Raw genomic sequence first — 24,646 nt, forward strand, 5'->3', positions numbered from 1 at the left:
TATATTATGACAGCAGGAAGACTTTATTCAATAGGAGAAATTGCAGAAAAAACTGGAGTTACAACTAGAACATTAAGATATTATGAAAAGCTAGAATTAATTAAACCAGATTTAATTAAGGAAAATGGATATAGATTTTATTCAGAAAAAACAGCATCTATTATACCAGTTATAAAATATCTTCAGTTTATAGACTTTAATCTTAAAGAAATCAAAGATTTTTTACAAAATGATGACTACTATAGCAAATTAAGAAGCTTTAAAAATGCAATTATTAGAACTAAAAAGCAAATTGAAGAGCTTCAGTACAGAGTAATGGTAATTGAAGATTGGCATAAACTAATAGATGAAGGTGTATTTATAAATCTTTTAAAATGTGAAATTCCAATTACAGTAAAATATCACGAAAAACTACCTGTTATAAAATATCCAATGGAATTTGACTTTGATTACAAGAACTTAATCTTAAATGTAGATTTTGCAAACTATGTAAAACAAAATTATACAACTATTACAGATTCAGTTATGGTATTTTTCCCATCTACTGAAAAAAGACTTGAAGATGAAGAAAACAACAGAAATACTCCAATAGTTAGTATTCAAAAAACAGTAAAAAAAATAGAAGAAAAAGAAAATTCTTCGAATATAGAAGAAGGATATTATTTATCTACATATCATTTGGGACCTCATAAAACAATAAAAGAGTCATATAAACGAGCATTTGATTATGCAAAAGAAAAAGGATATGAGCTATTTCCAGGTTCCATTGAAAGATTTGTATTAGATTATTGGACAACTACTAATGAAAAAGAATTTGTAACTGAAATTCTAATACTTATCACAAATTACAATAATTAGAAAGGGACTAAATTAATGACATTTTCAGTAAAAACTAAAATCTATAACACAGATGATAGTTTAGATATATTCGAAAAACTTGATTACAAAAAGGTATTTTTTATTACAGACCCCTTTGTAGTAGAAAGTAGAATGATTGAAAAAATCACGCAAAGGCTAAAAAAAGAAAGCACATATAAAATATTTGATGAAATAAAACCAGATCCAACTATAGAACTTGTTAATTCAGGAATAGAAAAACTTTTACAAGAAGATTGTGACTTAGTAGTTGCAGTAGGAGGCGGGTCTGCAATAGACGCATCAAAAGCCATAGTATATAAAGCATATGAAAAAACTGGTGATAAAAAAACTTTTATAGCAATACCTACAACAGCTGGAACAGGATCAGAAGTTACGAATTTTTCAATAGTTACTATTGGAGAAAAGAAAGAAGTACTAATAGATGATTTACTTTTACCTGATATAGCAGTACTTGTACCAAGTTTTACAAAATCAGTTCCTAACTTTATAACAGCAGATACAGGTATGGATGTTCTTACACATGCAATAGAAAGCTTAGTATCAAAAAATGCAGATAGATTTTCTAAAATACTTTCAAAAGAAGCGATAAAACTTGTATTTGAAAATCTACCTATAGTATATGAAGACGGATTAAGAATGAAATCTAGAAAAAACATGATAGAAGCTTCAACAATTGCAGGAATAGCCTTTACAAATGCAGGACTAGGCATAAACCACTCAGTTGCACATATATTAGGTGGAGTATTTCACATATCACACGGAAGATTAAATGCAATATTGCTTCCATACATTATGAAATACAATATAGAAAAAAGTGAAAGTGCAAGATATGAACTAAGAAATATAGCAACTGAACTTGGATTACACGACGAATATGATTTTATTAAGAAAATTGAAGAATTAAATAGGAAATTCAATATACCAAAAAATCTTAGAGGACTTAATAAAATTGATGAAAGAGAATATTTCGAAAAAATTGACTACATGGCAGAAGTAGCCTATAACGATAGATGTACAGCAACAAATCCAGGACTTGTTACGATAATTAATTTAAAAAATATATTTAGAGATATTTTTTAAAATTTATTAAAAAAAATTTAAAAATTTATATTGACAATAAAAATTATAGACATTATAATATTATTTAAATTTGAAAAACAATTTGAAAAACTTTTTGAGAAGAAGAGTACCTTTAAATTATGAGCAAAGAGAGCTTCGTTTTGGTGAAAGAAGTGGATTGGTTTATTGGGAACATGGCCTTTTCTAGGATGTGTCGATATTAGATGCATACGGGACTTCCCGTTACAGAAGTAGAGTATGATAGTACTTGATGAGGTTGCTTTTCGCGAGGGAGCAATAAACAAAGGTGGTAACACGAGCTTTCGTCCTTTATATGGATGGAAGCTCTTTTTTTATTTAGTGGGGAGATAAATTATTGATTGAAGTAAAGAATTTAGTTAAAGAATTTAAAACTGATGAGGGAACTTTTAGAGCTATTAATGATGTTTCTTTTGAAGTTAACAGAGGCGAAATCTTCGGAGTCATCGGCCTTTCTGGTGCAGGTAAATCTACACTGGTAAGGTGCATAAATAGACTTGAAGAGCCAACAAGTGGAGATATTTTAATAGATGGCAAATCGATTATTGATCTTAATGAAAAAGATTTAAGACTTGCCAGAAAAGATATAGGAATGATTTTTCAATCTTTTAATCTTTTTATGCAAAAGACTGTTGAAGAAAATATAGCTTATCCTTTAATTATCTCAGGTGTTTCAAAATCTGAAACTGATAAGAGAGTTGATGAGCTACTTTCTTTTATAGATTTAAAAGAAAAGAAAAAATCCTATCCTTCTGAATTATCAGGTGGACAAAAACAAAGAGTTGCAATAGCAAGGGCGATTGCTACAAATCCTTCTATTTTATTATCAGACGAAGGAACTTCAGCTCTTGACCCAGCAAATACTGAGTCAGTTCTAAAGCTTCTTAAAAAGATTGTAGAGGAATACAACACTACAATTATTATGATTACGCATCAAATGGAAGTAGCAAAGGATATCTGTGATAGAATTGCTGTTATGCAAAGTGGAAATATAATAGAAGAAAATACAACAACTGAACTATTTAAAAACCCTAAAACTCATGTGACAAGATCTTTTATTAAGAATCTTCAAGATGAAGTTGATGAAGGTTATGTTAACGCAAGTGATTACAAGGGAGATGTGCTAAGACTTTCTTATGCAGATGACAATTACGACGAGCCAATCCTTTCTCAATGCGTAAAGAAATTTAATGTTGATTTTTCTATTCTTTCTGGAAATATCAATAGACTTAATGTAAAAAATGTAGGTTATTTAACTGTTCAAATATTGGGAGATGAGTCTGAAAGATTAAAGGCCATCCAATATTTGAAAGATAATAATGTAAATGTGGAGGTGCTATAATGGATAGAATTATTGATATTGTACTACCTGCAATACCTCAAACGCTTATTATGGTATTTGCATCAACAGTTATAGCACTTTTAATTGGAATTCCTTTGGGAATTATTTTAACAACGACAAGGCCAGGGGGACTTACAGAATCAGCTAAATTTTATTCTGTCTTAGATGGAATTATAAATATTCTAAGGTCATTTCCCTTTGTAATATTAATGATTGTAGTTTTTCCACTATCTAGACTTATAGTTGGAAAATCCTATGGTACAGCGGCAATGATTATTCCGCTTTCTGTATCTGCAGCACCTTTTGTTGCAAGATTAATGGAAGGATATTTTATTCAAGTTGACAGCGGAATTATTGAAGCTGCAAAATCTATGGGATCTACAAAGAGAGAGATTATATTTAAGGTGCTTATCCCTGAAGCGATGCCAATGATTATAACTGGTATTACTATGACTATTATAAATGTAATAGGTTATTCAGCAATGGCTGGTGTAATGGGAGGCGGAGGCCTTGGAGATGTAGCTAACAGATATGGCTATCAAAGAAATGAACCACTTATATTGTGGTCAGCAGTAGTAGTAATTATAATTTTAGTGCAAATCGTGCAGTTTGTAGGAAATGCGCTGGCAAAGAAAATTGACAAAAGAAGATAATCTGTAAGGGAAGACTGATTATCAAAAGAAAAAGGAGAAAAAAGATGAAGAAGACAAAAATTTTAGTGACATTAATTGCAGTTGTAGCATTTCTAACTGCTTGCGGAAACAAAAATACAGCTGATAGTGCAAAAGCAGCTGAATCAACAGAACTTACAAAGGTGACAATTGGAGCATCAGAAACTCCACATGGAGAACTAATTAAAGCACTTATTCCTCAGTTTAAAGAAAAAGGAATTGATTTAGAAGTTGTAACTTTCTCTGATTATATTCAACCAAATTTACAACTTGACTCTGGAGACCTTGATGTAAACTTTTATCAACATCAACCTTATCTAGATAACTTTAATAAAGATAGAAACACAAATATTGTTTCAATTGAAAACTCAAAAATATTTATTACTCCACTTTTAGGATTCTCAACAAAGATTAAAGATATTTCAGAACTTAAAGATGGAGCAGAAATAATTATTCCTAATGATCCAACAAATGGAGCAAGAGCACTTTTAATTCTAGATGATAAGGGTTTAATTAAACTAAAAGACAAAAACAATCTAAATTCAACAGAAGTTGATATTGCAGAAAACCCTAAGAATTTAAAATTCAATGCAGTTGATGCTCAAAACATACCAAGAGTTTATCAAGATGCAGACCTTGCATTTATAAATCCTAACTTTGCAATCTCTAATGGACTTGATCCAAAGGATGCAATAATCACAGAAGCTAAAGATTCACCATATGCAAATGTAGTTGCAGTGAGAAAAGGTGATGAAAATGAAGAAAAATATAAGAAAATCGTAGAAGTATTACAATCTGAAGAAAGTAGAAAATATATAGAAGATACTTTCAAAGGTGCGGTACTACCAGCATTCTAAATTTTAATTAGGTAATAATTTTTTTAAGGAGGATATATATGAAAAATTTTAAAAAATTATTTTTACTAGGATCTCTTGTCCTATCACTTACACTAACAGCTTGTGGCGGTGCAAAACAAGAAACTAAGGAAGCTAATGCAAAAGAAGAACCAGCACAAGCTACTGAAAAGCTTGATGACAACAAAATCGTAATCGGTGTATCACCTACACCTCACGGTGAAATTGTAGAAGGTTTAAAACCAGAATTTGAAAAAGCTGGTCTTGATGTAGAAGTAGTAAACTTTGACGACTATGTACAACCAAATCTTCAACTTGAAGCTGGTGACTTAGATGCTAACTATTTCCAACACAAACCATACCTAGATAGTTTCACTGAAGAAAGAAATATTACTAATCTTGATGTTCTAGGATTTGTTCACATTGAACCAATGGCTCTTTATTCTGACAAATACAAATCAGTAGATGAAATTGAAGATGGAGCAGAAATTATTATGCCTAATGACCCAAGTAATGGAGCAAGAGCTCTTATTTTACTTGAAGATGCAGGTTTAATTAAACTTAAAGATAAGACAAATCTTAACTCAACTGAAAAAGATATAGCAGAAAATCCTAAGAATTTAAAATTTACAGCAATGGATGCACCATCAATTGCTCAAGTTTATAAAGATTCTGGAGCAGCTGTAATCAATTCAAACTTTGCAATTGGACAAGGACTTGACCCAGTTAATGATTCAATCTTCTTAGAATCAAAAGATTCACCATATGCAAACTTAGTTGCAGTAAGAAAAGATGAAAAAGATTCTCCTAAGTTTAAAAAACTAATCGAAGTATTAAACTCTGATGCAGCTAAAAAACTTATTGAAGAAAAATTCAAAGGAGCTGTAATCCCAGCATTTGGAAAATAATTAAATATTATTATTAAAGAGGCTTAACTTTTAGTTAAGTCTTTTTATTTTTATTATAAATAATAGTCTAAATGATAAATTAAAAAGCAGTATTTTTTGTTACATCTTAAATTATAGATAAACCCACTATAAAGCTAAATATGGCTTGCTTTTATAGTGGGTTTTTATTTTTTCAAAAGTATAAGCTGTAACTTTTGACACATCTTTTTTATTTATTTATGCTCGCACATTATTTCTTTTGGAATATTATGTGCTTTTTTCTTTCTAGTTTCTTTATCGATAACTACATAAGTAATTTTTCCCATGCAATATGGATCAGAATTGTCCTTATCAGCAAAAGAACATGCTTTAACTGATACTGTAAGAGAAGTTGTTCCCACATTAATAATTTTACCAGTAAATCTTAAGATTTCTCCCTTATCAGCTGGCTTTAGGAACTTAAAGTCATCCATACCTCTATATACTAATTCATTTGGATCTTCGTAAGCGTGACATGCTGTGATAAATCCTGTTTCTGAAAGCCATTCAAGAGCCTTTGCTACAAAAAGTGTACCGTGGTGATTTAAATCTCCCATTTTAATAAGTTGAAAAGTGCTAACTTCTACCATTTTATTGTCCTCCAATTTTTAAAACTTTAAAATATTTTTTTCTAATTGAATTATAACAAATGGAATTAATTATTTCAATATAAGGAATCTATTCCGAATTATGGAATAAAATGAATTAAAAACTACTTTTTGAATAAAAATTTTCACAAAAGTTTTAAAAAGAAAATTTAAATTGTAATATTGGAATATAAAGTATAAAAAAAAGCCGGAGATTTAACCCCAGCTTTTAGAAAATTTTCTTAATATAAATTTTTGTTGCCAGCTATAAATTATTTTGTTAGATTAAACAATCATAGCTCCATCGACTCTTAGGATTTCTCCAGTTATAAAACTTGCATTGTCACTAGCTAAGAAAGCAACTGCCTTTGCAATATCTTCAGCTTCTCCAATTCTTCTCATTGGAATCATATTGATAAGAGGTTTAATTTGTTCATCTGGAAGATTTTTAACCATATCTGTATTAGTAATTCCAGGAGCAACTGCATTTACACGAATATTGTCTGGGCCAAGTTCTCTAGCAAGAGAAATAGTAAGACCATTTACTGCAAATTTACTTGTAGGGTATGCAACTCCAAGAGTTTGACCAAATTTAGTAACCATAGAAGATGTGTTAATAATTGAGCCTCCGCCTTGTTTTTTCATTGTAGGAAGTGTTGCAAGAGTTGTGTTAAATACTCCATTTACATTGAGTTCCATAACATCTGCAAATTTTTCTGCAGTGTATTCATATACTGATACATTATCACTAACACCAGCATTATTTACAAGAATGTCAATTCTTCCATATTTTTCTACGATTTTATTTATTTCATCTTGAATAGAATTGAAGTCAGATAAGTCTGGCCAAGCTCCTTCAACTTTTGCATCAGGATTTTCTTTTTTAATTTTATCTACTGCTTTTGTAGCTGACTCTTCACGTGATCCAAATAGTACAACCCTTGCATTTTCTTTTAAAAATTCTTCAACTATGGCAAATCCAATTCCTCTTGTTCCACCAGTAACAACTGCAATTTTATCTTTTAACATTTTATCCTCCTAAATTATATTATTTGATTATAATTATACATTACTTGTAAATTAAACTCTATATATTAATATAAGTTTGCAATAAAAAATCGGCGTATCTCTATGCCGAAAATTTTTATTAAAATGTAACAAGTCCCATTGCAACTTCAACTCCAAGAGCTACTACTATTACAAGTAGGGAGATAAAGAATCCGTGAATCATTGGTGCAGGGCCTGCTTTTTTCATAGCTTTAAAGCTTGTGTTAAGTCCAATTGCTGCAAGTGATGCAACCATTAAAAACCTAGAAATTGATTTTAAAGTATGAGAAAGTTCTGGAGAAATAAATCCTAAACTATTTATAGCAACAAGTGCTAAGAATCCAAAGATAAACCATGGAACAATCTTTACAATATTAAGTTCTGCGCCGCCATTTGCCTTATGTTGCTTTGCTTGAAGTCTTGCATGAATAATAGCAAATATAATTACTGTTGGAATTATAGATAGAGTTCTCGTAAGCTTAACCATTGTTGCAAAGTCCCCGGCTGCTTCTGAGAAAGCATAACCTGCAGCAACAACACTTGATGTATCATTTACAGCAGTTCCAGCCCAAAGTCCATATGCCATGTCAGTAAGTCCCAGTGCTCTTCCCATGATAGGGAAAAGAATAATCATAAACATATCAAAAATAAATGTAGCACTCATTCCAAAGGCAATATCTGTATCATCGGCATCAATTACTGGAGCAATAGCTGCAATGGCAGATCCACCACAAATTCCCGTACCTGCCGAAATTAAGTTACTCATCTTCCAATTAAGGCCTAGGGCTTTTCCTGAAAAATATCCTACGCCGAAGCAAGTAAATAAAGTAAACACCATTACATATAATGATAATTTACCAACTTGAAGCACCATATTGATATTTAGAGATGCTCCAAGAAGTATAATTGCAAATTTTAAAATCTTTTTTGAAGTAAATCCAATACCAACTTCTAATTTAGAGCTTGGCGTATAAAAATGATTAATTAAAATCCCTAAAAACAGTGCAATTACTGATGCACCAATCATCCCTGAAGGAACTACTCCTTCGATTAATCTAGCAACGATAGCAATTACAAAACTAAGAGCTATACCTGGCAGATAATCTAATACACTTTTCTCTGTCATTTTATCCTCCTAAATTTTTTTGAGACTAGATTATAATAAAAACTTTTTAAAAATTCCCAAATACTCATCAATGAAAATTGAATTCTTGTTGCAAATAAATGAAAAATCGTGAGAAACTTTAAAATCTTCCAACTCAACTTTTATAATTGTCCCATCTTCTAATAAATCCTTAACAGCTGATTCAAATAAAAAGCTGATGCCTGAATTTGATTTTAAAAGTTCTACAATTGCATGCATGTTGTTGACTTGAATAATATTTTTAAAATCATTTACAGATAAATTTTGCATATTTAAAAGATTTTGTAAAAAGGCAAGAGTACCTGATCCTTCCTCTCGTACTATAATCCTCTCGTCGAGTAAATCTTTTAATCTGTGAATTTTATTTTTAAAATCATGTTTTTTATTGGCAACGCAAATATAATCTTCATTTTTAAATTTTTCAACATAATAATTTTGACCTCTTAAAAATCCTTCCACAAAGGCAAAATCTATATTTCCATTGTCTAAATCTTCAAGGATATCAGTTGTGTTTTTATAGTAAATATAAAAATCTCTTTCTTTTTCCTTTGCTATAAAATCAATTAAGCGATTAAAAATCGTAAACTCTCCAATGGTTCTAGTAAGACCAAGAGAAATTGATTTTTTGTTTTTATTACTATTTCCAATTAGATTTTTAATTTTAGTTTCGTCATTTGACATGGATTTTAAATATAAGTATAAAATATTTCCCTCTTCTGTAAGGGCGAGATGTTTTTTATCTCTTTTAAATAAGTCAGTGCCATAATATTCTTCTAAATGTTTAATATGACCTGAGACTGCAGGCTGCGTCAAACTAAGTTCTTCAGCCGCTCTTGTAAAATTCATGTAATGACAAACTGTCAAAAAAGTTTTAATTCTAAAATCTAGCATCTCATCACCTCATCAATCATAACAAATATTTATGATAAAGTAAAGATTTATAATTATACTTTATGAGATAAAAGGTTTATAATTTAAAAATGTTGTGAAAATTTACATAAAATAATAAGGGAGATAGAGAAATGAGTTTTTTAAGAAAAAATGGCAGTGGTATTTTGCTGTGCTTTATAATTGCATTAATTTGTAATTTTTTGGGAAAGAAATTTCCTGTAATAGGTGGAGCAGTAATTGCAATCTTAGCAGGAATGGTAATTGGAACTTTTATGAAGGACAAGGGGAAATTTAGTGCTGGAATAAAATTTACATCAAAAAAAGTTTTACAATATGCAGTTGTGCTTTTAGGGTTTGGAATGAATTTGGGAGTTGTAATACATACTGGCGAGGAGTCGCTTCCTATAATTCTTTGCACAATTACAACTTCACTTGTAATTGCATTTTTATGGTATAAATTTGGTCACTTAGACAAAGATATAGCAACATTAATTGGAGTTGGGTCATCAATTTGTGGTGGATCAGCAATAGCTGCAACTGCTCCTGTAATTGATGCAAATGAAGAAGAAGTTGCACAGGCTATTTCTGTAATATTTTTCTTCAATGTACTAGCTGCATTACTCTTTCCAACATTTGGTCATTTAATAGGCTTTTCCACAACAAGCGGTCACGCTTTTGGTGTATTTGCAGGAACCGCAGTTAATGACACATCAAGTGTAACAGCAGCTGCATCAACTTGGGACAATTTATACAAACTTGGAACTCAAACTTTAGATGAAGCTGTTACAGTTAAACTGACAAGAACTCTTGCAATAATTCCAATAACACTTTCAATTGCAATTTATAGAGTAAAGCATGATCATATAGATGAACAAGGAAGAGTTTCAATCAAGCAAGTTTTTCCGTTTTTTATAATTTATTTTGTAATTGCAAGTTTAATTACAACAATTGCAGTAAATATGGGCGTAGATATAGAAGTATTTCATCCATTTAAAGAACTTTCAAAGTTTTTTATAGTAATGGCGATGGCTGCAATTGGACTTAACACAGATATAGTAAAACTTGTAAAAAGTGGAGGCAAGCCAATACTTCTTGGATTTTCATGCTTTATAGGAATTACAATAGTTAGCTTGGCACTTCAACATATATTGCATATTTGGTAAATAAAAAAGATACTGTTTTTTCAGTATCTTATTTTTTATTTATAAACTTTGCATTTTTAATTGGCAATATTCTTACGATAGGTTTCGACCTCACACTTGAATTTTTTATTGGCCCAAAATTTCTCGAGTCAAAAGATCCATCTCTATTATCGCCCATTACAAAAAGTTCATCTTCGCCAACTTCAAATTTTTCAATTTCTGATGGTGTATAAGGGTCTTCTAAATAATTTTCTTCTAATAAATCTCCATTGATAAGAACATCTCCATCTAATATTTCAACAGTTTCACCTGGAAGGCCAATAATTCTTTTAATGAGAAGTTTATTATCTTCACTTGATTTAAAAACTATTATATCTCCACGATTGTGATTTTTAGAAAATCTATAAAAAGAATTTGAAATCAAAACATCTTTAGGTTTCAAAGTGGGATACATCGAGGTTTGATTTACTATAGAGATATTAAAAACAAAGTTTCGAACTATTAAAGCAATGGCAAATGCAATTAAAATATATTTTATGTAAGAAATTAAACTTTTCATTGTTCACCTCGCATTAATTATAGCATTTTTAGAATTATTAAACAGTAAAATATAATTAATGATATAATATTTTTGGTGAAATAAATGATAATTTTAAGAAATATTAAGATTCCTTATGACCAAGATGAATCTATCTTAAGAAGAAAAATTATAGATATGATTAACAAGAGGGAATTTAATTATAAAATTTATAAAAAATCAATTGATGCGAGAAAGGACATTAATTTTGTTTATCAAGTTCTAGTTGATTTAGATATTAATGATATAGATAAAAAAATTATAAAAAAATTAAAAAATAATATTGCTGAATTTACTGAAGATAAATTAGAAGTAGAAAATAAAAATAACATCGAGACAGCAGTAATCGTAGGCACAGGACCTGCTGGACTTTTTGCAGCTTATCTTCTTTCTAAGAAAGGTGTAAAAGTTACTTTAATCGAAAGAGGAAAACCAGTTGACGAGAGAATCAAAGACATCGACAGACTTCATGATGAGAGTATTCTCGATGAAGAGAGCAATGTCCAATTTGGAGAGGGCGGAGCTGGAACTTTCTCCGATGGCAAACTTACATCACGCTCTAAGGACAAAAGAGTGAGTCATGTCTTTGACATCTTTGTTGAAAATGGAGCACCTGAAGATATTTTATATGAAGCAAAACCTCACATAGGTACAGACATTTTACGAGAAGTTATAAAAAATATGAGAGAAGAAATAAAATCCATGGGATCAATTTATAAATTTAGTGAAAAGTTTATAGATTTTGAAATGGATAATAAAGATATTGCATCTATAATTACAGACAAAGATAAATATTCTGCTGACGTATATATTTTGGCAATTGGAAATTCTGCAAGGGATACTTTTGAACTTCTTGATAAATACGATTTAATCGAGAGCAAAAACTTTGCTGTGGGTTTTAGAATTGAACACTTGCGTGAAGAAATTGAAAAGTCGCAATATGGATTTTGCAGCGAAAAACTTCCAGCAGCTACTTATCAGCTAAATTATACGGATAAAGAGAAATCTCATTCAGTATATACTTTCTGCATGTGCCCAGGTGGCTATGTTGTAAATTCCTCTTCTAAGAAGAATGAACTTTGCGTTAATGGGATGAGCTATCATGCAAGAGATGGAGTTAATTCAAATTCAGCAGTTGTTGCAAGTGTAGATGAAAATACTTACGGAAGTGGAAACTTAGATGGGATGAAATTTCAAGATGAAATTGAAAGACGAGCATACGAATTAGGAGATGGACTTGCTCCAGTTCAAAAAGTTAGAGATTATCTTGACAATAAGACAACAAAAGAAATTGGAAGAGTAATTCCAACAATAAGACCAGGTTATAAGTTAGTAAATTTAAATGAAATTTACCCAGATTCAATTAATGATGCAATTAAATCTGCATTTTTATATATGGACAAGAGAGTGGAAGGATTTGCAAATAGCGATGCAATATTAACGGGAGTTGAAACTAGAACTTCATCTCCAATTAGAATCCTTAGAAAAGATTATAAAACGCCAAAGTTCTCAAACTTATATCCTATTGGAGAAGGTGCAGGATATTCAGGTGGAATTGTTTCATCAGCACTTGATGGAATTAAATGTGCCATAGAAATTTTAGAAGGAGAAAGAAATGCTTAATATAGTTTTTTACGAACCAGAAATTCCCTTTAACACAGGGGCAATTGCAAGAACTTGTGGACTTACACATACTAGACTTCACTTAATAAAACCACTTGGTTTTTCTGTTGATGACAAACATTTAAAAAGAGCGGGACTTGATTATTGGCATTTAGTTGACATAAATTATTATGATTCTTATGATGAGCTTCTAGAAAAATATCCAGATTCAAATTTTTATCTAGCAACTACAAAAGCAGAAAAGAAATACACAGATGTGGAATATAAAGATGAAGATTTTATAGTTTTTGGACCTGAGACAAGAGGACTTCCAGAGGATTTAATACATGCAAATATGGATTATGCAATAAAAATTCCAATGCTAAAGGATTATCACAGAAGTTTAAATTTATCAAATTCTGCAAATATAATTTTATTTGAAGCTTTGAGGCAACTTGATTTTTTTGATTTAGAATAGGTGTTAATTTGAAAGAAATAAAGATATCAGTCAGAAATTTAATAGAATTTATTAAGAGAAGTGGCGATATCGACAGAAGATTCTTCTCAAATAAAAGAGCAGTTGAAGGAATAAGAGCTCATCAAAAGGTTCAGAGTTTGTATTCAGAAAATTATAAATCAGAAGTATTTTTAAGAACTTCTGAGGAAATTGAAGACATAACTTTTGTCGTTGAAGGAAGAGCAGATGGCATTGAGGTAGCTGATGTTGTGACAATTGATGAGATTAAATCCACTACAAGAGATTTGAAAGAGCTTGAAAAAGAAGAAAATCTAATGCACTGGGCACAGGCAAAATGCTACGGATACATCTATGCGAAAAATGAGGAGCTAGATTCTCTAGATGTAATGCTTACTTATTATCAGCTTGAATCAGAAGAAATTTTAAAAATCAGAAAGTCCTTTACCTTTGGAGAACTTCGCGACTTCTTTATGGGGACACTTTTTGAATATTTAGAATTTTCTAGAAGAATTGTTGAGTGGCGAGAAATTAGGACAGAATCAATTAAGAAGATGAAATTTCCCTTTAAAAATTTTAGAAAGGGTCAAAGAGAACTTGCAGTTTCTGTTTACAATACAATTTCTGATGGAAATAAATTATTTGTAGAAGCTCCAACGGGAATTGGAAAGTCAATGTCTACGATTTTTCCAACTATTAAGGCAATTGGAGAAGATAAGCTAGATAAGTCATTCTATCTCGTAGCTCGTTCCACTGGAAAGGAAGCTGCAAAAAATGCCTTGGAGAAACTTCTCAATAAAAATTTAAAATTAAAAATCACAGTTGTTACAGCAAAGGATAAAATTTGCATAAATGATGAAGTAAAATGCAATCCCAAAGATTGTCCCTATGCGAGAGGACATTTTGACAGAGTCAACGATGCGATAATTGATATTTTTGACAATGTAGATAATTTTAGCAGAAAGAATATTGAAAAATTTGCAAAACTTCACATGGTTTGTCCCTTTGAGTATCAGCTTGATTTATTAGACTTTTCAGATTTTATAGTTTGCGATTACAATTATATCTTTGATCCATCAGTCTATCTTAAGAGATTTTTTGAAAATTCAATGCTTAGATTTTCTCTTTTAATAGATGAGGCACATAACCTCGTTGATAGAGGAAGAGACATGTATTCGGCTTCTTTAACTCTTGATGACTTGGTGCTTTTATCAGAAATAGTTCCAAAAAATAGAAAATCTGCGACAAAGCACATTAATCTTGCAATAGAGGAATACAAAAATCTAGGCAATGGAATTTTTTATTCCTATGAAGAATTTTATAAACTAAATGCAGAAATTGAAAAGACAGTTTTTTCAATGAATGATTTTTTAATTAAAGATAAAGAAATTGAACACTATGACGAAGCTCTTGATATTTATTTTAAACTTTATAAATATATAAAGATTTTGGAGTACTACAATAGGGATTTTGTCTCAATAAAATTAGAAGATGAAGTAAAGATAATTTCCCTTGATATATCTGAAATATTTAGAGAAATTTTAAAAACTCCGGTGGCGTCAGTATTCTTCTCTGCAACTCTAACTCCAATTAAGTACTACGGAAAGTTACTTGGGGCAGGTGAAAGGACAAATTATTATAAAATTGATTCTCCCTTTGATTCTGAAAATTTATTAGTGCTCAGGAATACAAAAATCTCAACGGTATATAGAGATAGAAGAGATTCAATTTATGAAATTGTTAAAAACCTGGAGATATTTTCAAAAGAAGAAGGAAATTATTTATTTTTCTTTCCATCATATAGTTTTATGGAAGAAGTTTATGAGATGTATTCCAAAATTGATAATGCAATAATTCAAAAAAGAGATATGAATGAAATTGAAAGGGAAGAATTTTTAGAAAACTTTACATTTTCAAGCAACACAACAGCCTTTGCAGTAATGGGCGGGGTTTTCTCTGAAGGAATAGATTTAATAGGAGATAGACTTAATGGAGCTGCTATAATAACTGTGGGAATACCAGGGATTTCCTATGAGAGAAATATTTTAAAAAGTCATTTTGATAAAAAATACAGAAGAGGTTATGAATACTCGTATATTTATCCTGGCATGATTAAGGCAGTGCAATCTGCAGGGCGTGTAATTAGAACAGAAGAAGATAGAGGAAGAGTTTTATTAATCGATCTTAGATTTTCAATGGAGCCATATAAATCTCTCATGCCTAAAGCTTGGAATATAGAAGATTTTAAAGAAATAAATGAGATGGAAGAAATAATTTTAAATTTCACAAAAAAATCCCTATAAAATGTCTAAATTTCTTTACAAATTAAGATTTTTGTGATAGTATATTCGAGTAAATTAGAAGGGCCACAGGCGGCTCTTTTTTTTAGCACTAGGAGGTGTTTTTATGGCAGATAGAGTAGTTCTTGAGTGCACACAATGTAAAAACAGAAATTATGTGACTTATAAAAACAAGAAAAATACTACTGAAAGATTGGAACTAAAGAAATATTGTAAATTCTGCAAAGATCATACAGCTCATAAAGAGACTAAATAAGGAGGATTTATGGCTACTAAAAGTACAAACAAGACTGAAGAAACTAAAGGCGGTCTAGGAAGATACTTTAGAGGAGTGAAATCTGAATTCAAAAAAGTTGTATGGCCATCAAAAGAAACTGTAATCAAATATTCTACAATAGTAATCGTTGCAGTAATCCTATCATCACTACTACTTTTAGCATATGATAGAATTGTAATGTTTATCTTTGGATTTATTTATTGATTGGAGTGTTATCATTGGATGGACAAGAATTAAATAACAATGAAGTTTCAAAATGGTATGTAATTCACACTTATTCAGGTTATGAAAAAAAGGTAAAGGACAATATGGAAGCCATGGTTGCAAACAGAGGCATGGAAGACTTAATCCTTGACATTAAAATTCCTATGGAAGAATATGTTGAAACAAAGGATGGAGTTAACAAAGCAAAGGAAAGAAAAATGTTTCCTTCTTATGTGCTTGTAAACATGATAATGAATGACGAAACTTGGTATCTAGTTAGAAATACTAGAGGAGTTACAGGTTTTGTTGGGCCAGCATCTAAGCCAGTACCTTTAACTGATGAAGAAGTGTTGATGCTAGGCGTTACAGATAATGAAGAATTATTTGGAGCTTATGAAGTTGGAGAAACTGTAAAAGTTATCAATGGACCATTCAAGGATATGGTTGGCAAAATTGAAAGCTTAAATACAGATAAGGCAAAAGTTAAAGTTAGTATTACCATATTTGGAAGAGATACACTTGTTGAATTAGATTTCAATCAGATTATTAAAGAGTAAGAAAAGTGTGGGAGGGTAAACCCGCATATACCACAAGGAGGAAATAAAATGGCAAAAAAAGTCATCGCATTAGTAAAATTACAAATTCCTGCAGGAAAAGCGACTCCAGCACCACCAGTTGGTACTGCGCTAGGACCTCACGGTGTAAACATTATGCAGTTTACAAAGGAATTTAACGCAAAGACACAAGACCAAGCAGGTATGATTATCCCTGTTGTTCTAACAGTTTATCAAGATCGTTCTTTCACTTTTATCACTAAGACTCCACCAGCTGCAGTTTTAATTAAGAAAGCTCTTAACTTAAATACAGCAAGTGGTGAGCCTAACAAGAAAAAAGTTGGAAAACTTACAAAAGCTCAAGTAGAAGAAATAGCTAAGACTAAGCTTCCTGACTTAAACGCAGCAAGTATTGAAGCTGCTATGGAAATGATAGCTGGAACAGCTAGAAGTATGGGTATAGAAGTAGAAAGATAAGTGGGAGGGAATTCCCGGTAGTACCACAAGGAGGTAAATATGCCAAAAAGAGGAAAAAAATATAACGAGAGTGCAAAACTCATCGATAGAACTAATCTTTACGATGTAAACGAAGCTCTAGATTTAGTAACAAAGACAGCTAAAGCTAATTTTGACGAAACAGTTGAACTTGCAGTTAGACTTGGTGTTGACCCAAGACATGCTGACCAACAAGTTAGAGGTACAGTAGTACTTCCAAACGGAACAGGAAAAGAAGTTAGAGTTCTTGTTCTTGCAAAAGGTGAAAAAATTAAAGAAGCAGAAGCTGCTGGAGCAGACTACGCAGGCGGAGAAGAATTAGTAGATAAAATTCAACAAGAAAACTGGTTTGAATTTGACGTAATTATTGCAACACCAGACATGATGGGTGTTGTAGGTAAGATTGGTAGAGTACTTGGACCTAAGGGACTTATGCCAAACCCTAAATCAGGAACAGTTACATTTGATGTAGCTCAAGCTGTAGAAGAAACTAAAGCTGGTAAAGTTGAATATAGAGTTGACAAAGCTGCTATAATCAATGTACCAATTGGTAAAGTATCTTTCGGAGTTGAAAAACTTCAAGAAAACTTTAAAGCAATTGCTGAAGCTATTATTAAAGCTAAACCAGCATCTGCAAAGGGACGTTATTTAAGATCAGTTACAGTGTCTTCAACAATGGGACCTGGAATTAAAATAAATGGCCAAAAATTAATGGAAAAATAAAAACACCTGAAACACAAAGAGTTGTCACAGAATAGATTCTATTCTGTGACAACTCTTTTTTTAATGGTAGAAAATCGAATGGCAAGCCATGAGATTTTCGGTCTTCACGATGAATATGAGCGAAGCGAAATATGAATCGATGAAGAACCTTACACATGCGACTGAGAAAGGAGCATTTTCAAAGGAGTCGTGATTAGCTATAGAGAGAAATAAAAGTAAACACGAAGAGAACGGTCTTCACGATGAATAAATTTAGTACTGTCCCTTACGTATAATTAATAAAAATAATAAAGAAAAAGGAAAGATAATAAAAATAAAGTCCTAAGCAAAATATATAACTAATCACTCTACTCTTAGTAGGTAGAATAATTTATATAACAATATATAATGGAAAAAAGAGGTGTTAAAAATGAATCAATACGTTACAGGACTTATGATAAAAGAACTTAGAGAAAAAAATAAGATGACGCAAAAAGAATTAGCAGAAAAACTAAGTGTAAGCGATAAGACAATTTCTAAATGGGAAAGAGGTAATGGGTATCCCGACATTACATTGCTAGAACCAATAGCAGATGCTTTTTCAGTTTCCGTTTCTGAACTTATTTCAGGAGTGGTAGTTAATAATAGCAATAGAGCAGCAAACATTATGAAATCAAAATTTTATATTTGTCCAGTTTGTGGAAATATTATACATTCTGTTGGAAATACTGTTGTTCATTGTCATGGTATAAAACTTGAACCAGAAATAGCAGAAGAAACAGATGAGATGCATAAGATTTTTATTGAAAAAATAGAAAATGAATACTACGTAAGAATTGAACACGAAATGACAAAGAAACATTATATATCATTTATAGCGGCGATATCGAGTGGGAAAATTGAAATGGAAAAATTATATCCACAAGGAGACGCTTATGCAAGATTTAAAATGGATGGAGTAAAAAGAATAATCTTTTATTGTAATCGAGATGGGCTTTTCTTTATAGATGTAGTAAAAGGTATAGATGACAAAGAAGGATTATATGCTGATTCAAAAGAAAGAAAAGAATTAGAACTAGCTGCAAAAAAGCTATTTGGATAAAATAAAAAAAACATTTGACAAATATATATCCTATCTGTATAATAATTATGTTAATAGCCGCAGACAGTAGGAGGCAATGCCTTAATATCCTACCGAGGTTGAGAATTCGGAATTTTTATTATGAATTTTTTAATCTCACGGCGGCGTGAGATTTTTTTATTTGGGGGTGACAAATTGAAAGAGGAAAAATTACAATCAAAACAAGCCCTTGTTGACGAAATTAAAGAAAAGATTCAGGGAGCACAATCAATAGTTTTAGTAAACTATAGAGGACTTAGCGTAGAAGAAGTTACTGAACTTAGAAGTAAATACAGAGAAGCTAATGTAGATTACAAAGTTTATAAGAACACAATGATGAGACGTGCATTCCAAGATCTAGGAATTGATGGACTTGATGAAATTTTAAAGGGACCAAGCGCCATTGCCTTTGGTATGGAAGACCCTGCAAGTGCAGCAAAAATTTCAGCTGAATTCGCTGAAGATCACGAAGCACTTGAAGTAAAGGCTGGATTTGTAGATGGAAAAGTTTTATCAGTAGAAGAAGTAGATGCACTTGCTAAATTACCATCTAAGGAAGTTCTTATTGCACAAGTACTTGGTGGCTTAAACGCTCCAATCCAAGGACTAGCAAATGTAATGAATGGTACACTATCTGGATTTGCAAGAGTTCTTGCTCAAATCGCAGAAAAGAAAGAAAACGAAGCAGCATAATTTATGCTTAAATTAAAAAATTATTAAAATTAACGGAGGAATAAAAATGTCAGAAAAAGTACAAAATCTTATTGAAGAAATTAAAGGTCTTACAGTATTAGAATTATCAGAAGTAGTTAAAGCTCTAGAAGAAGAATTCGGAGTATCAGCAGCAGCACCAGCAGCAGTTGCAGCAGCACCAGCAGCAGGTGGAGCAGCACCAGCAGCAGCTGCAGAAGAAAAAACTGAATTCGATGTAGTTCTTGCAGAAGCAGGACAAGAAAAAGTTAAAGTTATCAAAGTTGTTAAAGACTTAACTGGACTTGGACTTAAAGATGCAAAAGCTCTTGTAGACGGAGCTCCTAAAGCAGTTAAAGAAGGCGTAAACAAAGAAGAAGCTGACGAAATCAAAGCTAAACTTGAAGAAGTTGGAGCTACTGTAGAAGTAAAATAATTTAATTTATTTTAGATTATAATAAAACCCCTAAGGAGTAATTCTTGGGGGTTTCTTTTTATGGGAGTAGCTTATAAATTTATTTTATAATATAATTTATGTAAGTACATACAGATGGTCGCCCAATAATAATATTGGGAAGAGCAACTTATGAGCGATTATGAATTGTTATCAGTTTTGGTAAAAATTATAATGCTTATTGCCATACTAGTGTTTTTTAAGAAGAATTAGGAAATAAAAATACCACCTCTATCGCTTTGGTGGTATTTAAAAAAATCATAATCCGGGCGACCGTCTTAAACGCCGTCCTCTTTTAAATATATTTTAGTATAAGAAATAACTATTTTCAACAAACTAATATTTATACAAAATGGCAATGAACTTGCCTATTTTTTATGCTTATATTCAATTTTCGAATTCCATATTATTACACTTTTAAATTGATTGATATTATTTTATTTAATATAATTAAGTTTGATATAATTTTATGTAAATTTATTAAATATAAGGGGAGAAAAAATGAATTATTTAAAGGAATTTGTTATACTATGCACTTGCTTGTTTTTAGGAATAATAACAAAACAATTTATTAATTTTCCAATTCCTGAAGCTGTCTATGGAATGGTATATCTTTTCATAGCTTTTGCATTAAAAATTATTGAGCCAGATGATGTAAAAAAGACTTCAAATGGAATTTTGCACAACTTAGCAATACTTTTTGTGCCGGCAGGTGTTGGAATAATGAATAGTTATAATGAAATTAGAGGAAAGACTTTAGTACTTGTAATTATAGTAATAGTAGGAACTGCAATTACTATGGCAATAACTGGAAAAGTCGTTGAATTACTGCAAAGGAGAAGCGATGTTTGACAATAAGTATTTTGGAATTATTTTGACCTTTGCAACTTATGAGATAGGTAAGTTTATTAATAGCAAACTTAAAACACCTCTTGCAAACCCTCTTTTAATATCAATTGCTCTTTGTATAGCATTTTTAAAAGTTACGGGAATTTCATACGAAGATTATAAAATTGGTGGGGACTTTATAATGTTTTTTATAGCACCTGCCACAGTTGCCATGGTTGTAGATTTGTTTGAAAATTTTGGCGAGCTTAAGAAAAATTTAGTGCCAGTATTAATGGGAACAATTTTAGGTTCTGTTATTTCTATTTTATTCGCAATTATTGCATCGAAAATTACTGGGCTCAATGAAAATCTTGTAGTTTCATCAATACCTCAAACAATTACAACAGCTATAGCCATGCCTCTTACAGAAGAATACGGAGGAAACTCTTCAATAACTGCAGTACTTGTAGTATTAAGGGGAGTATCAGGAGCGGTTATGGCATCAATAATTATGAAAGTCTTTAAAATTAATGATCCAACTGCAGCTGGAGTTGCAATAGGAACATCTTCTCATGCCGTTGGGACTTCAGAAGCAAGAAAGCTTGGAGAGATTGAAGGTGCAATGAGTGGACTATCAATAGCAATGGCAGGACTTGTCACAGTGCTTTTAATGCCTTTTGCCATGGAATTAGTAAATCTATTTTTTTAATCTATTTAATATAAATTAAAATAGCGACTTATTTAAGCCGCTATTTTTTTACTTATTTTTATCTGAAATTCTCTGAAATATTTTAGAATATTTTTGAAAGAAACTTTCTAATTCATCTGCACTGTATTTTATACTAAAGGAGCTATTCATAATTTTGTGAAGTGTTTCATAAATATTATTGTGAATGTTTACATCTTCTACTATTGATGTAGGAGATGAGCTATTGTGATTAGTCTTTTTAAAATACATATTGTTTTCGTTTACAAAAAAATTAAATTTATCCAGTCCATTTGATTTTAAAAATCTATCGTCGTTTATTATATAAAAGTTAATATTTTCATTATTTCTCATAGCTTTTATTATGTTTTGAAGATGCTCCTCTATATTTTCTGGAGTTAGTGTCGTGTTTATAGAACAGTAAAGTATATTTCCTGATTCTAAATAATTTAGAAGACTAGTTCTTGTAGTTAAGAAATTAATACTTGAATCTACAAATAATTCTTTCCATAGAAGTTTAATATCCAAGATTTCTGATTTGTTTTTTTCATATTTTATTTCATCTGTTTTAAGAACTTTATCAAGTATATTATTTGGAATTAAAAACTCAAATCCATAATTTGAGAGAAATAAAAATTCATTGTCTGAATAAAAGTATTTTCTGTAATTTTTTTCGGCAATCTCATCTTGAGAACTAAGACTGATTATTTTTTTTGATCCTTCAAATAAATTATTAATATATGAACTAAATTCAAACAATGTTTCAATTTCATTTCCATAATTCATAGAATAATATTCATTTATTCTTTCGTTGAACATAAAATAAATTTTATCTTTAATCAAAATGAAATTTGTATTCAAATCATCTTTTGATTCAAACAACTCTATATTAACCGACGGATTTTCAGTGATTATTTTTAAAAATTCATTCTTATCTAAATTTTCCAAATTACAAAATATATGAAGATTAATTTTAGAATCTGTTTTTGCATGATTTTTTAGTGATTGTAATAAAATTTTCCCATATTGACTATTTATGTCAAATGTTACCCAAATGTCCAAGTCTTTATCTTCAATTATTATCTTTTTTAAAACTTCTTTAAATTCATTGTATAAGTTGTTATTTTTAAAAATGAAATTATTAGAAGAATGATTTCTGAAAGTATTATTAGTATTCACAGGGTTATAAGAATCATTTAGTAGTTTGAAAATTATAGCCTTTAATGCTTCTTCTGTATTTTCTTTTAGCATTTCTAAGTTTTTTATCTGAAAAATTGTAATAAAGTCATTTACTTTTTCGTTTTCTAATAGGGCAGTAGTAAAGATAAAAGAAAGTTTTCTATTTATATCATATATATTTTTATAAGAAGGAAGTTTTTTACCACTGTTCCACTTACTGATATAAGAAATATCATAACCTAATTTATATGCGATTGTTGAAAGTTTTGTGTTTGATAAGTCGATTAAAGCTTTAAAAACCTGATTGTATGTAAGCATGTTTTCCTCCAATATTATAATTATATTTATAACTTGACTAAAAGTCAATAAATGTAATTAAAATTCAAATTTTGTCAAGGGTGAAAACGTTAAAAAGGACTTTTCAAGTTATATAATTAATACACTTATAAAAATTCTTAGGAGGTATTATGGCTAACTATAATTCTGTTACAGAAAAAGTAATTGAAGAAATTAAAGCATCTGTAAGTGGTAGAGTTTTTGTTGGTGAAGAAATTAATATTGATTTCTTTCACGATGAAATGCCTATTTATGGCGAAGGGCAACCAGAGGTGCTTGTTGATGCAACAAATGCAGAAGAAGTTGCAAAAATTGTAAAAATTTGTAATGAAAATCTTATTCCTGTAATCCCAAGAGGAGCAGGTACTGGTCTTACTGGAGCTGGTGTTGCAAGACACGGCGGCGTAATGATTAATATGCAGTCAATGAATAAGATTTTAGAATACGATGAAGAAAATATGGTAGTTAAAGTTGAACCAGGGGTTTTACTTAATGATTTAGCTGAAGACTGCCTATCTAAAGGATATATGTATCCACCAGATCCAGGTGAAAAGTTTGCTACATTAGGAGGAAATGTTGCAACTAATGCTGGTGGTATGAGAGCTGTTAAATACGGCACAACTAGAAACTATGTACGTTCTATGGAAGTAGTTCTTCCTACAGGAGAAATTACAACATTTGGTGCAACAGTTTCTAAAACATCTACAGGATATTCATTAAAAGACTTAATGATTGGTTCTGAAGGTACTCTTGGAATCATCACAGAACTAACTTTAAAGATTATTCCAGCACCAAAGGAAACTATATCTTTAATCGTTCCTTATGAAGATCTTGATAGCTGTATTTCTACAGTTCCTGAATTATTTAAACACAATTTAAATCCACAAGCTATTGAGTTTATGGAAAAAGAAATTGTAAATCTTTCTGAAATCTATATTGGAAAGTCAACATTCCCAAGAGAATTAGAAGGAATCGAAATTGGAGCATATTTATTAATCACTTTTGATGGTGAAGATGAAGATCAATTAAATGATATTATTGAACAAGCAGCTGAAGTTTTATTAGAGGCAGGAGCAATTGATGTACTTGTTGCAGATACTCCTAATAAAATCAAAGAAGCTTGGGCAGCTAGATCATCATTCTTAGAAGCAATTGAATCTCAAACTAAACTTCTTGATGAATGTGATGTTGTAGTTCCAATTAATAAAATTGCTAAATATGTAAATTATGTTAACGAAAAAGCGAAAGGCTATGATTTTGAAGTTAAATCTTTTGGTCACGCAGGTGATGGTAATTTACACATCTACACTTGTTCAAATGAAATGGACAGAGAAGAATTCGTTAAGCAAGTTGATGAATTTATGCATGACATTTATGGAAAAGCTTATGAATTTGGCGGACAAATTTCAGGAGAACATGGCATTGGATTTGGAAAGAAAGTATTCTTAAATAAATTTGAAGGAGATGTAAATACTGAATTAATGAGAGGAATTAAGAAGGTATTCGATCCTAACAATATTTTAAATCCAAACAAGGTAATTTAATTAATTAGAAAAGGGGATTAAT

At 30.7% G+C, this 24,646-nt stretch carries 27 protein-coding genes and 1 other annotated feature; of the genes, 21 read left to right on the forward strand and 6 right to left on the reverse strand.

The features are described from left to right. Positions 1-6: 6 nt before the first annotated feature. From KQI68_RS03200 to KQI68_RS03225, 6 genes are all read left to right on the forward strand, one after another. A complete protein-coding gene (locus tag KQI68_RS03200; RefSeq protein ID WP_216548683.1) occupies positions 7-858 on the forward strand; it encodes a MerR family transcriptional regulator in 852 nt (283 codons plus the stop codon). A gap of 15 nt (positions 859-873) precedes the next feature. Next, positions 874-1,959 carry a 1-propanol dehydrogenase PduQ gene (locus tag KQI68_RS03205; RefSeq protein WP_216548684.1) on the forward strand — a complete coding sequence of 362 codons (1,086 nt, stop codon included), beginning with the start codon at positions 874-876 and terminating at the stop codon, positions 1,957-1,959. 355 nt (positions 1,960-2,314) lie between these two features. After that, positions 2,315-3,319 (forward strand): methionine ABC transporter ATP-binding protein, encoded by a 1,005-nt coding sequence (locus KQI68_RS03210; protein WP_216548685.1) that lies wholly within the window; start codon positions 2,315-2,317, stop codon positions 3,317-3,319. Further along, positions 3,319-3,972 (forward strand): methionine ABC transporter permease, encoded by a 654-nt coding sequence (locus KQI68_RS03215; protein WP_216548686.1) that lies wholly within the window; start codon positions 3,319-3,321, stop codon positions 3,970-3,972. The genes KQI68_RS03210 and KQI68_RS03215 overlap by 1 nt, the downstream gene beginning before the upstream one ends. A gap of 44 nt (positions 3,973-4,016) precedes the next feature. Next, positions 4,017-4,847 carry a MetQ/NlpA family ABC transporter substrate-binding protein gene (locus KQI68_RS03220; protein WP_216548687.1) on the forward strand — a complete coding sequence of 277 codons (831 nt, stop codon included), beginning with the start codon at positions 4,017-4,019 and terminating at the stop codon, positions 4,845-4,847. A 38-nt stretch (positions 4,848-4,885) separates the two neighbouring features. Continuing rightward, positions 4,886-5,752, forward strand: coding sequence for a MetQ/NlpA family ABC transporter substrate-binding protein (locus KQI68_RS03225; protein WP_216548688.1), 867 nt, complete (start codon positions 4,886-4,888; stop codon positions 5,750-5,752). 212 nt (positions 5,753-5,964) lie between these two features. Here the strand turns inward: KQI68_RS03225 and KQI68_RS03230 are convergent, their stop codons facing one another. The 4 genes from KQI68_RS03230 to KQI68_RS03245 form a co-directional block, all read right to left on the reverse strand. Further along, positions 5,965-6,360, reverse strand: a complete 396-nt coding sequence (locus KQI68_RS03230; RefSeq protein ID WP_216548689.1) for an acyl-CoA thioesterase — start codon at positions 6,358-6,360, stop codon at positions 5,965-5,967. Between the two features lie 282 nt (positions 6,361-6,642). Continuing rightward, complete coding sequence (locus KQI68_RS03235) at positions 6,643-7,386, reverse strand: SDR family NAD(P)-dependent oxidoreductase (protein ID WP_216548690.1); 744 nt, start codon at positions 7,384-7,386, stop codon at positions 6,643-6,645. A gap of 118 nt (positions 7,387-7,504) precedes the next feature. After that, positions 7,505-8,530 (reverse strand): YeiH family protein, encoded by a 1,026-nt coding sequence (locus KQI68_RS03240; protein WP_216548691.1) that lies wholly within the window; start codon positions 8,528-8,530, stop codon positions 7,505-7,507. Positions 8,531-8,560: 30 nt separating this feature from the next. Continuing rightward, a complete protein-coding gene (locus tag KQI68_RS03245) occupies positions 8,561-9,439 on the reverse strand; it encodes a LysR family transcriptional regulator (RefSeq protein ID WP_216548692.1) in 879 nt (292 codons plus the stop codon). Positions 9,440-9,570: 131 nt separating this feature from the next. Between KQI68_RS03245 and KQI68_RS03250 the strand changes: the two genes are divergently transcribed. Beyond that, the gene (locus KQI68_RS03250) at positions 9,571-10,602 is read left to right on the forward strand and encodes a YeiH family protein (protein ID WP_216548693.1); all 1,032 of its coding nucleotides are present in this window, start codon (positions 9,571-9,573) and stop codon (positions 10,600-10,602) included. Positions 10,603-10,630: 28 nt separating this feature from the next. Here KQI68_RS03250 and lepB read toward each other — a convergent pair whose 3' ends face one another. Then, positions 10,631-11,140: a signal peptidase I gene (gene lepB / locus KQI68_RS03255; protein WP_216548694.1), complete on the reverse strand. Its 510-nt coding sequence runs from the start codon at positions 11,138-11,140 to the stop codon at positions 10,631-10,633. 84 nt (positions 11,141-11,224) lie between these two features. Here lepB and KQI68_RS03260 point away from each other — a divergent pair, with 84 nt between their 5' ends. From KQI68_RS03260 to KQI68_RS03320, 13 genes are all read left to right on the forward strand, one after another. Continuing rightward, on the forward strand, positions 11,225-12,781 hold the full coding sequence (locus tag KQI68_RS03260) for an NAD(P)/FAD-dependent oxidoreductase (protein ID WP_216548695.1): 1,557 nt from the start codon (positions 11,225-11,227) through the stop codon (positions 12,779-12,781). Then, positions 12,774-13,238, forward strand: coding sequence for a tRNA (uridine(34)/cytosine(34)/5-carboxymethylaminomethyluridine(34)-2'-O)-methyltransferase TrmL (gene trmL, locus KQI68_RS03265; RefSeq protein WP_216548696.1), 465 nt, complete (start codon positions 12,774-12,776; stop codon positions 13,236-13,238). Before KQI68_RS03260 ends, trmL begins: the two co-directional genes overlap by 8 nt. 8 nt (positions 13,239-13,246) lie before the next feature. Next, positions 13,247-15,538 (forward strand): ATP-dependent DNA helicase, encoded by a 2,292-nt coding sequence (locus KQI68_RS03270; RefSeq protein ID WP_216548697.1) that lies wholly within the window; start codon positions 13,247-13,249, stop codon positions 15,536-15,538. A gap of 103 nt (positions 15,539-15,641) precedes the next feature. Then, positions 15,642-15,791 (forward strand): 50S ribosomal protein L33, encoded by a 150-nt coding sequence (rpmG, locus tag KQI68_RS03275; protein WP_216548698.1) that lies wholly within the window; start codon positions 15,642-15,644, stop codon positions 15,789-15,791. A 9-nt stretch (positions 15,792-15,800) separates the two neighbouring features. Further along, the gene (gene secE, locus KQI68_RS03280; protein WP_216548699.1) at positions 15,801-16,016 is read left to right on the forward strand and encodes a preprotein translocase subunit SecE; all 216 of its coding nucleotides are present in this window, start codon (positions 15,801-15,803) and stop codon (positions 16,014-16,016) included. Positions 16,017-16,030: 14 nt separating this feature from the next. Continuing rightward, positions 16,031-16,573, forward strand: coding sequence for a transcription termination/antitermination protein NusG (gene nusG / locus KQI68_RS03285; RefSeq protein ID WP_216548700.1), 543 nt, complete (start codon positions 16,031-16,033; stop codon positions 16,571-16,573). Positions 16,574-16,621: 48 nt separating this feature from the next. Then, entirely contained in the window at positions 16,622-17,047 is a 426-nt protein-coding gene (rplK, locus tag KQI68_RS03290) for a 50S ribosomal protein L11 (protein WP_216548701.1), read from the forward strand. A gap of 39 nt (positions 17,048-17,086) precedes the next feature. Beyond that, positions 17,087-17,788: a 50S ribosomal protein L1 gene (rplA, locus tag KQI68_RS03295; RefSeq protein ID WP_216548702.1), complete on the forward strand. Its 702-nt coding sequence runs from the start codon at positions 17,087-17,089 to the stop codon at positions 17,786-17,788. 409 nt (positions 17,789-18,197) lie between these two features. Next, positions 18,198-18,869 carry a helix-turn-helix domain-containing protein gene (locus tag KQI68_RS03300; protein WP_216548703.1) on the forward strand — a complete coding sequence of 224 codons (672 nt, stop codon included), beginning with the start codon at positions 18,198-18,200 and terminating at the stop codon, positions 18,867-18,869. Positions 18,870-18,908: 39 nt separating this feature from the next. Further along, positions 18,909-19,036: a sequence feature (ribosomal protein L10 leader region), on the forward strand. A gap of 7 nt (positions 19,037-19,043) precedes the next feature. Then, the gene (gene rplJ, locus KQI68_RS03305; RefSeq protein WP_216548704.1) at positions 19,044-19,580 is read left to right on the forward strand and encodes a 50S ribosomal protein L10; all 537 of its coding nucleotides are present in this window, start codon (positions 19,044-19,046) and stop codon (positions 19,578-19,580) included. A 46-nt stretch (positions 19,581-19,626) separates the two neighbouring features. Then, the gene (gene rplL / locus KQI68_RS03310) at positions 19,627-20,013 is read left to right on the forward strand and encodes a 50S ribosomal protein L7/L12 (protein ID WP_216548705.1); all 387 of its coding nucleotides are present in this window, start codon (positions 19,627-19,629) and stop codon (positions 20,011-20,013) included. 519 nt (positions 20,014-20,532) lie between these two features. Next, positions 20,533-20,883: a CidA/LrgA family protein gene (locus KQI68_RS03315; protein ID WP_216548706.1), complete on the forward strand. Its 351-nt coding sequence runs from the start codon at positions 20,533-20,535 to the stop codon at positions 20,881-20,883. Beyond that, complete coding sequence (locus KQI68_RS03320) at positions 20,876-21,568, forward strand: LrgB family protein (RefSeq protein ID WP_216548707.1); 693 nt, start codon at positions 20,876-20,878, stop codon at positions 21,566-21,568. Before KQI68_RS03315 ends, KQI68_RS03320 begins: the two co-directional genes overlap by 8 nt. Positions 21,569-21,616: 48 nt before the next feature. On the opposite strand, the gene KQI68_RS03325 is transcribed toward KQI68_RS03320, so the two are convergent. Then, entirely contained in the window at positions 21,617-23,062 is a 1,446-nt protein-coding gene (locus tag KQI68_RS03325; protein WP_216548708.1) for a hypothetical protein, read from the reverse strand. A gap of 149 nt (positions 23,063-23,211) precedes the next feature. On the opposite strand from KQI68_RS03325, the gene KQI68_RS03330 reads away from it, so the two are divergent. Beyond that, the gene (locus KQI68_RS03330; RefSeq protein WP_216548709.1) at positions 23,212-24,624 is read left to right on the forward strand and encodes an FAD-binding oxidoreductase; all 1,413 of its coding nucleotides are present in this window, start codon (positions 23,212-23,214) and stop codon (positions 24,622-24,624) included. Positions 24,625-24,646: the final 22 nt, after the last annotated feature.

The organism is Peptoniphilus ovalis (genome assembly GCF_018919265.1).
Lineage (GTDB): Bacteria > Bacillota > Clostridia > Tissierellales > Peptoniphilaceae > Peptoniphilus_A > Peptoniphilus_A ovalis.

Coding starts and splice junctions, on each gene's coding strand:
- KQI68_RS03225 (WP_216548688.1), top strand. CDS start 4,886: ATGAAAAATTTTAAAAAATTATTTTTACTAGGATCTCTTGTCCTATCA.
- KQI68_RS03200 (WP_216548683.1), top strand. CDS start 7: ATGACAGCAGGAAGACTTTATTCAATAGGAGAAATTGCAGAAAAAACT.
- KQI68_RS03315 (WP_216548706.1), top strand. CDS start 20,533: ATGAATTATTTAAAGGAATTTGTTATACTATGCACTTGCTTGTTTTTA.
- rplL (WP_216548705.1), top strand. CDS start 19,627: ATGTCAGAAAAAGTACAAAATCTTATTGAAGAAATTAAAGGTCTTACA.
- KQI68_RS03250 (WP_216548693.1), top strand. CDS start 9,571: ATGAGTTTTTTAAGAAAAAATGGCAGTGGTATTTTGCTGTGCTTTATA.
- rpmG (WP_216548698.1), top strand. CDS start 15,642: ATGGCAGATAGAGTAGTTCTTGAGTGCACACAATGTAAAAACAGAAAT.
- rplK (WP_216548701.1), top strand. CDS start 16,622: ATGGCAAAAAAAGTCATCGCATTAGTAAAATTACAAATTCCTGCAGGA.
- KQI68_RS03325 (WP_216548708.1), bottom strand. CDS start 23,062: ATGCTTACATACAATCAGGTTTTTAAAGCTTTAATCGACTTATCAAAC.
- KQI68_RS03205 (WP_216548684.1), top strand. CDS start 874: ATGACATTTTCAGTAAAAACTAAAATCTATAACACAGATGATAGTTTA.
- KQI68_RS03230 (WP_216548689.1), bottom strand. CDS start 6,360: ATGGTAGAAGTTAGCACTTTTCAACTTATTAAAATGGGAGATTTAAAT.
- KQI68_RS03260 (WP_216548695.1), top strand. CDS start 11,225: ATGATAATTTTAAGAAATATTAAGATTCCTTATGACCAAGATGAATCT.
- KQI68_RS03240 (WP_216548691.1), bottom strand. CDS start 8,530: ATGACAGAGAAAAGTGTATTAGATTATCTGCCAGGTATAGCTCTTAGT.
- trmL (WP_216548696.1), top strand. CDS start 12,774: ATGCTTAATATAGTTTTTTACGAACCAGAAATTCCCTTTAACACAGGG.
- KQI68_RS03245 (WP_216548692.1), bottom strand. CDS start 9,439: ATGCTAGATTTTAGAATTAAAACTTTTTTGACAGTTTGTCATTACATG.
- KQI68_RS03300 (WP_216548703.1), top strand. CDS start 18,198: ATGAATCAATACGTTACAGGACTTATGATAAAAGAACTTAGAGAAAAA.
- KQI68_RS03215 (WP_216548686.1), top strand. CDS start 3,319: ATGGATAGAATTATTGATATTGTACTACCTGCAATACCTCAAACGCTT.
- secE (WP_216548699.1), top strand. CDS start 15,801: ATGGCTACTAAAAGTACAAACAAGACTGAAGAAACTAAAGGCGGTCTA.
- KQI68_RS03235 (WP_216548690.1), bottom strand. CDS start 7,386: ATGTTAAAAGATAAAATTGCAGTTGTTACTGGTGGAACAAGAGGAATT.
- KQI68_RS03320 (WP_216548707.1), top strand. CDS start 20,876: ATGTTTGACAATAAGTATTTTGGAATTATTTTGACCTTTGCAACTTAT.
- KQI68_RS03330 (WP_216548709.1), top strand. CDS start 23,212: ATGGCTAACTATAATTCTGTTACAGAAAAAGTAATTGAAGAAATTAAA.
- lepB (WP_216548694.1), bottom strand. CDS start 11,140: ATGAAAAGTTTAATTTCTTACATAAAATATATTTTAATTGCATTTGCC.
- rplA (WP_216548702.1), top strand. CDS start 17,087: ATGCCAAAAAGAGGAAAAAAATATAACGAGAGTGCAAAACTCATCGAT.
- KQI68_RS03220 (WP_216548687.1), top strand. CDS start 4,017: ATGAAGAAGACAAAAATTTTAGTGACATTAATTGCAGTTGTAGCATTT.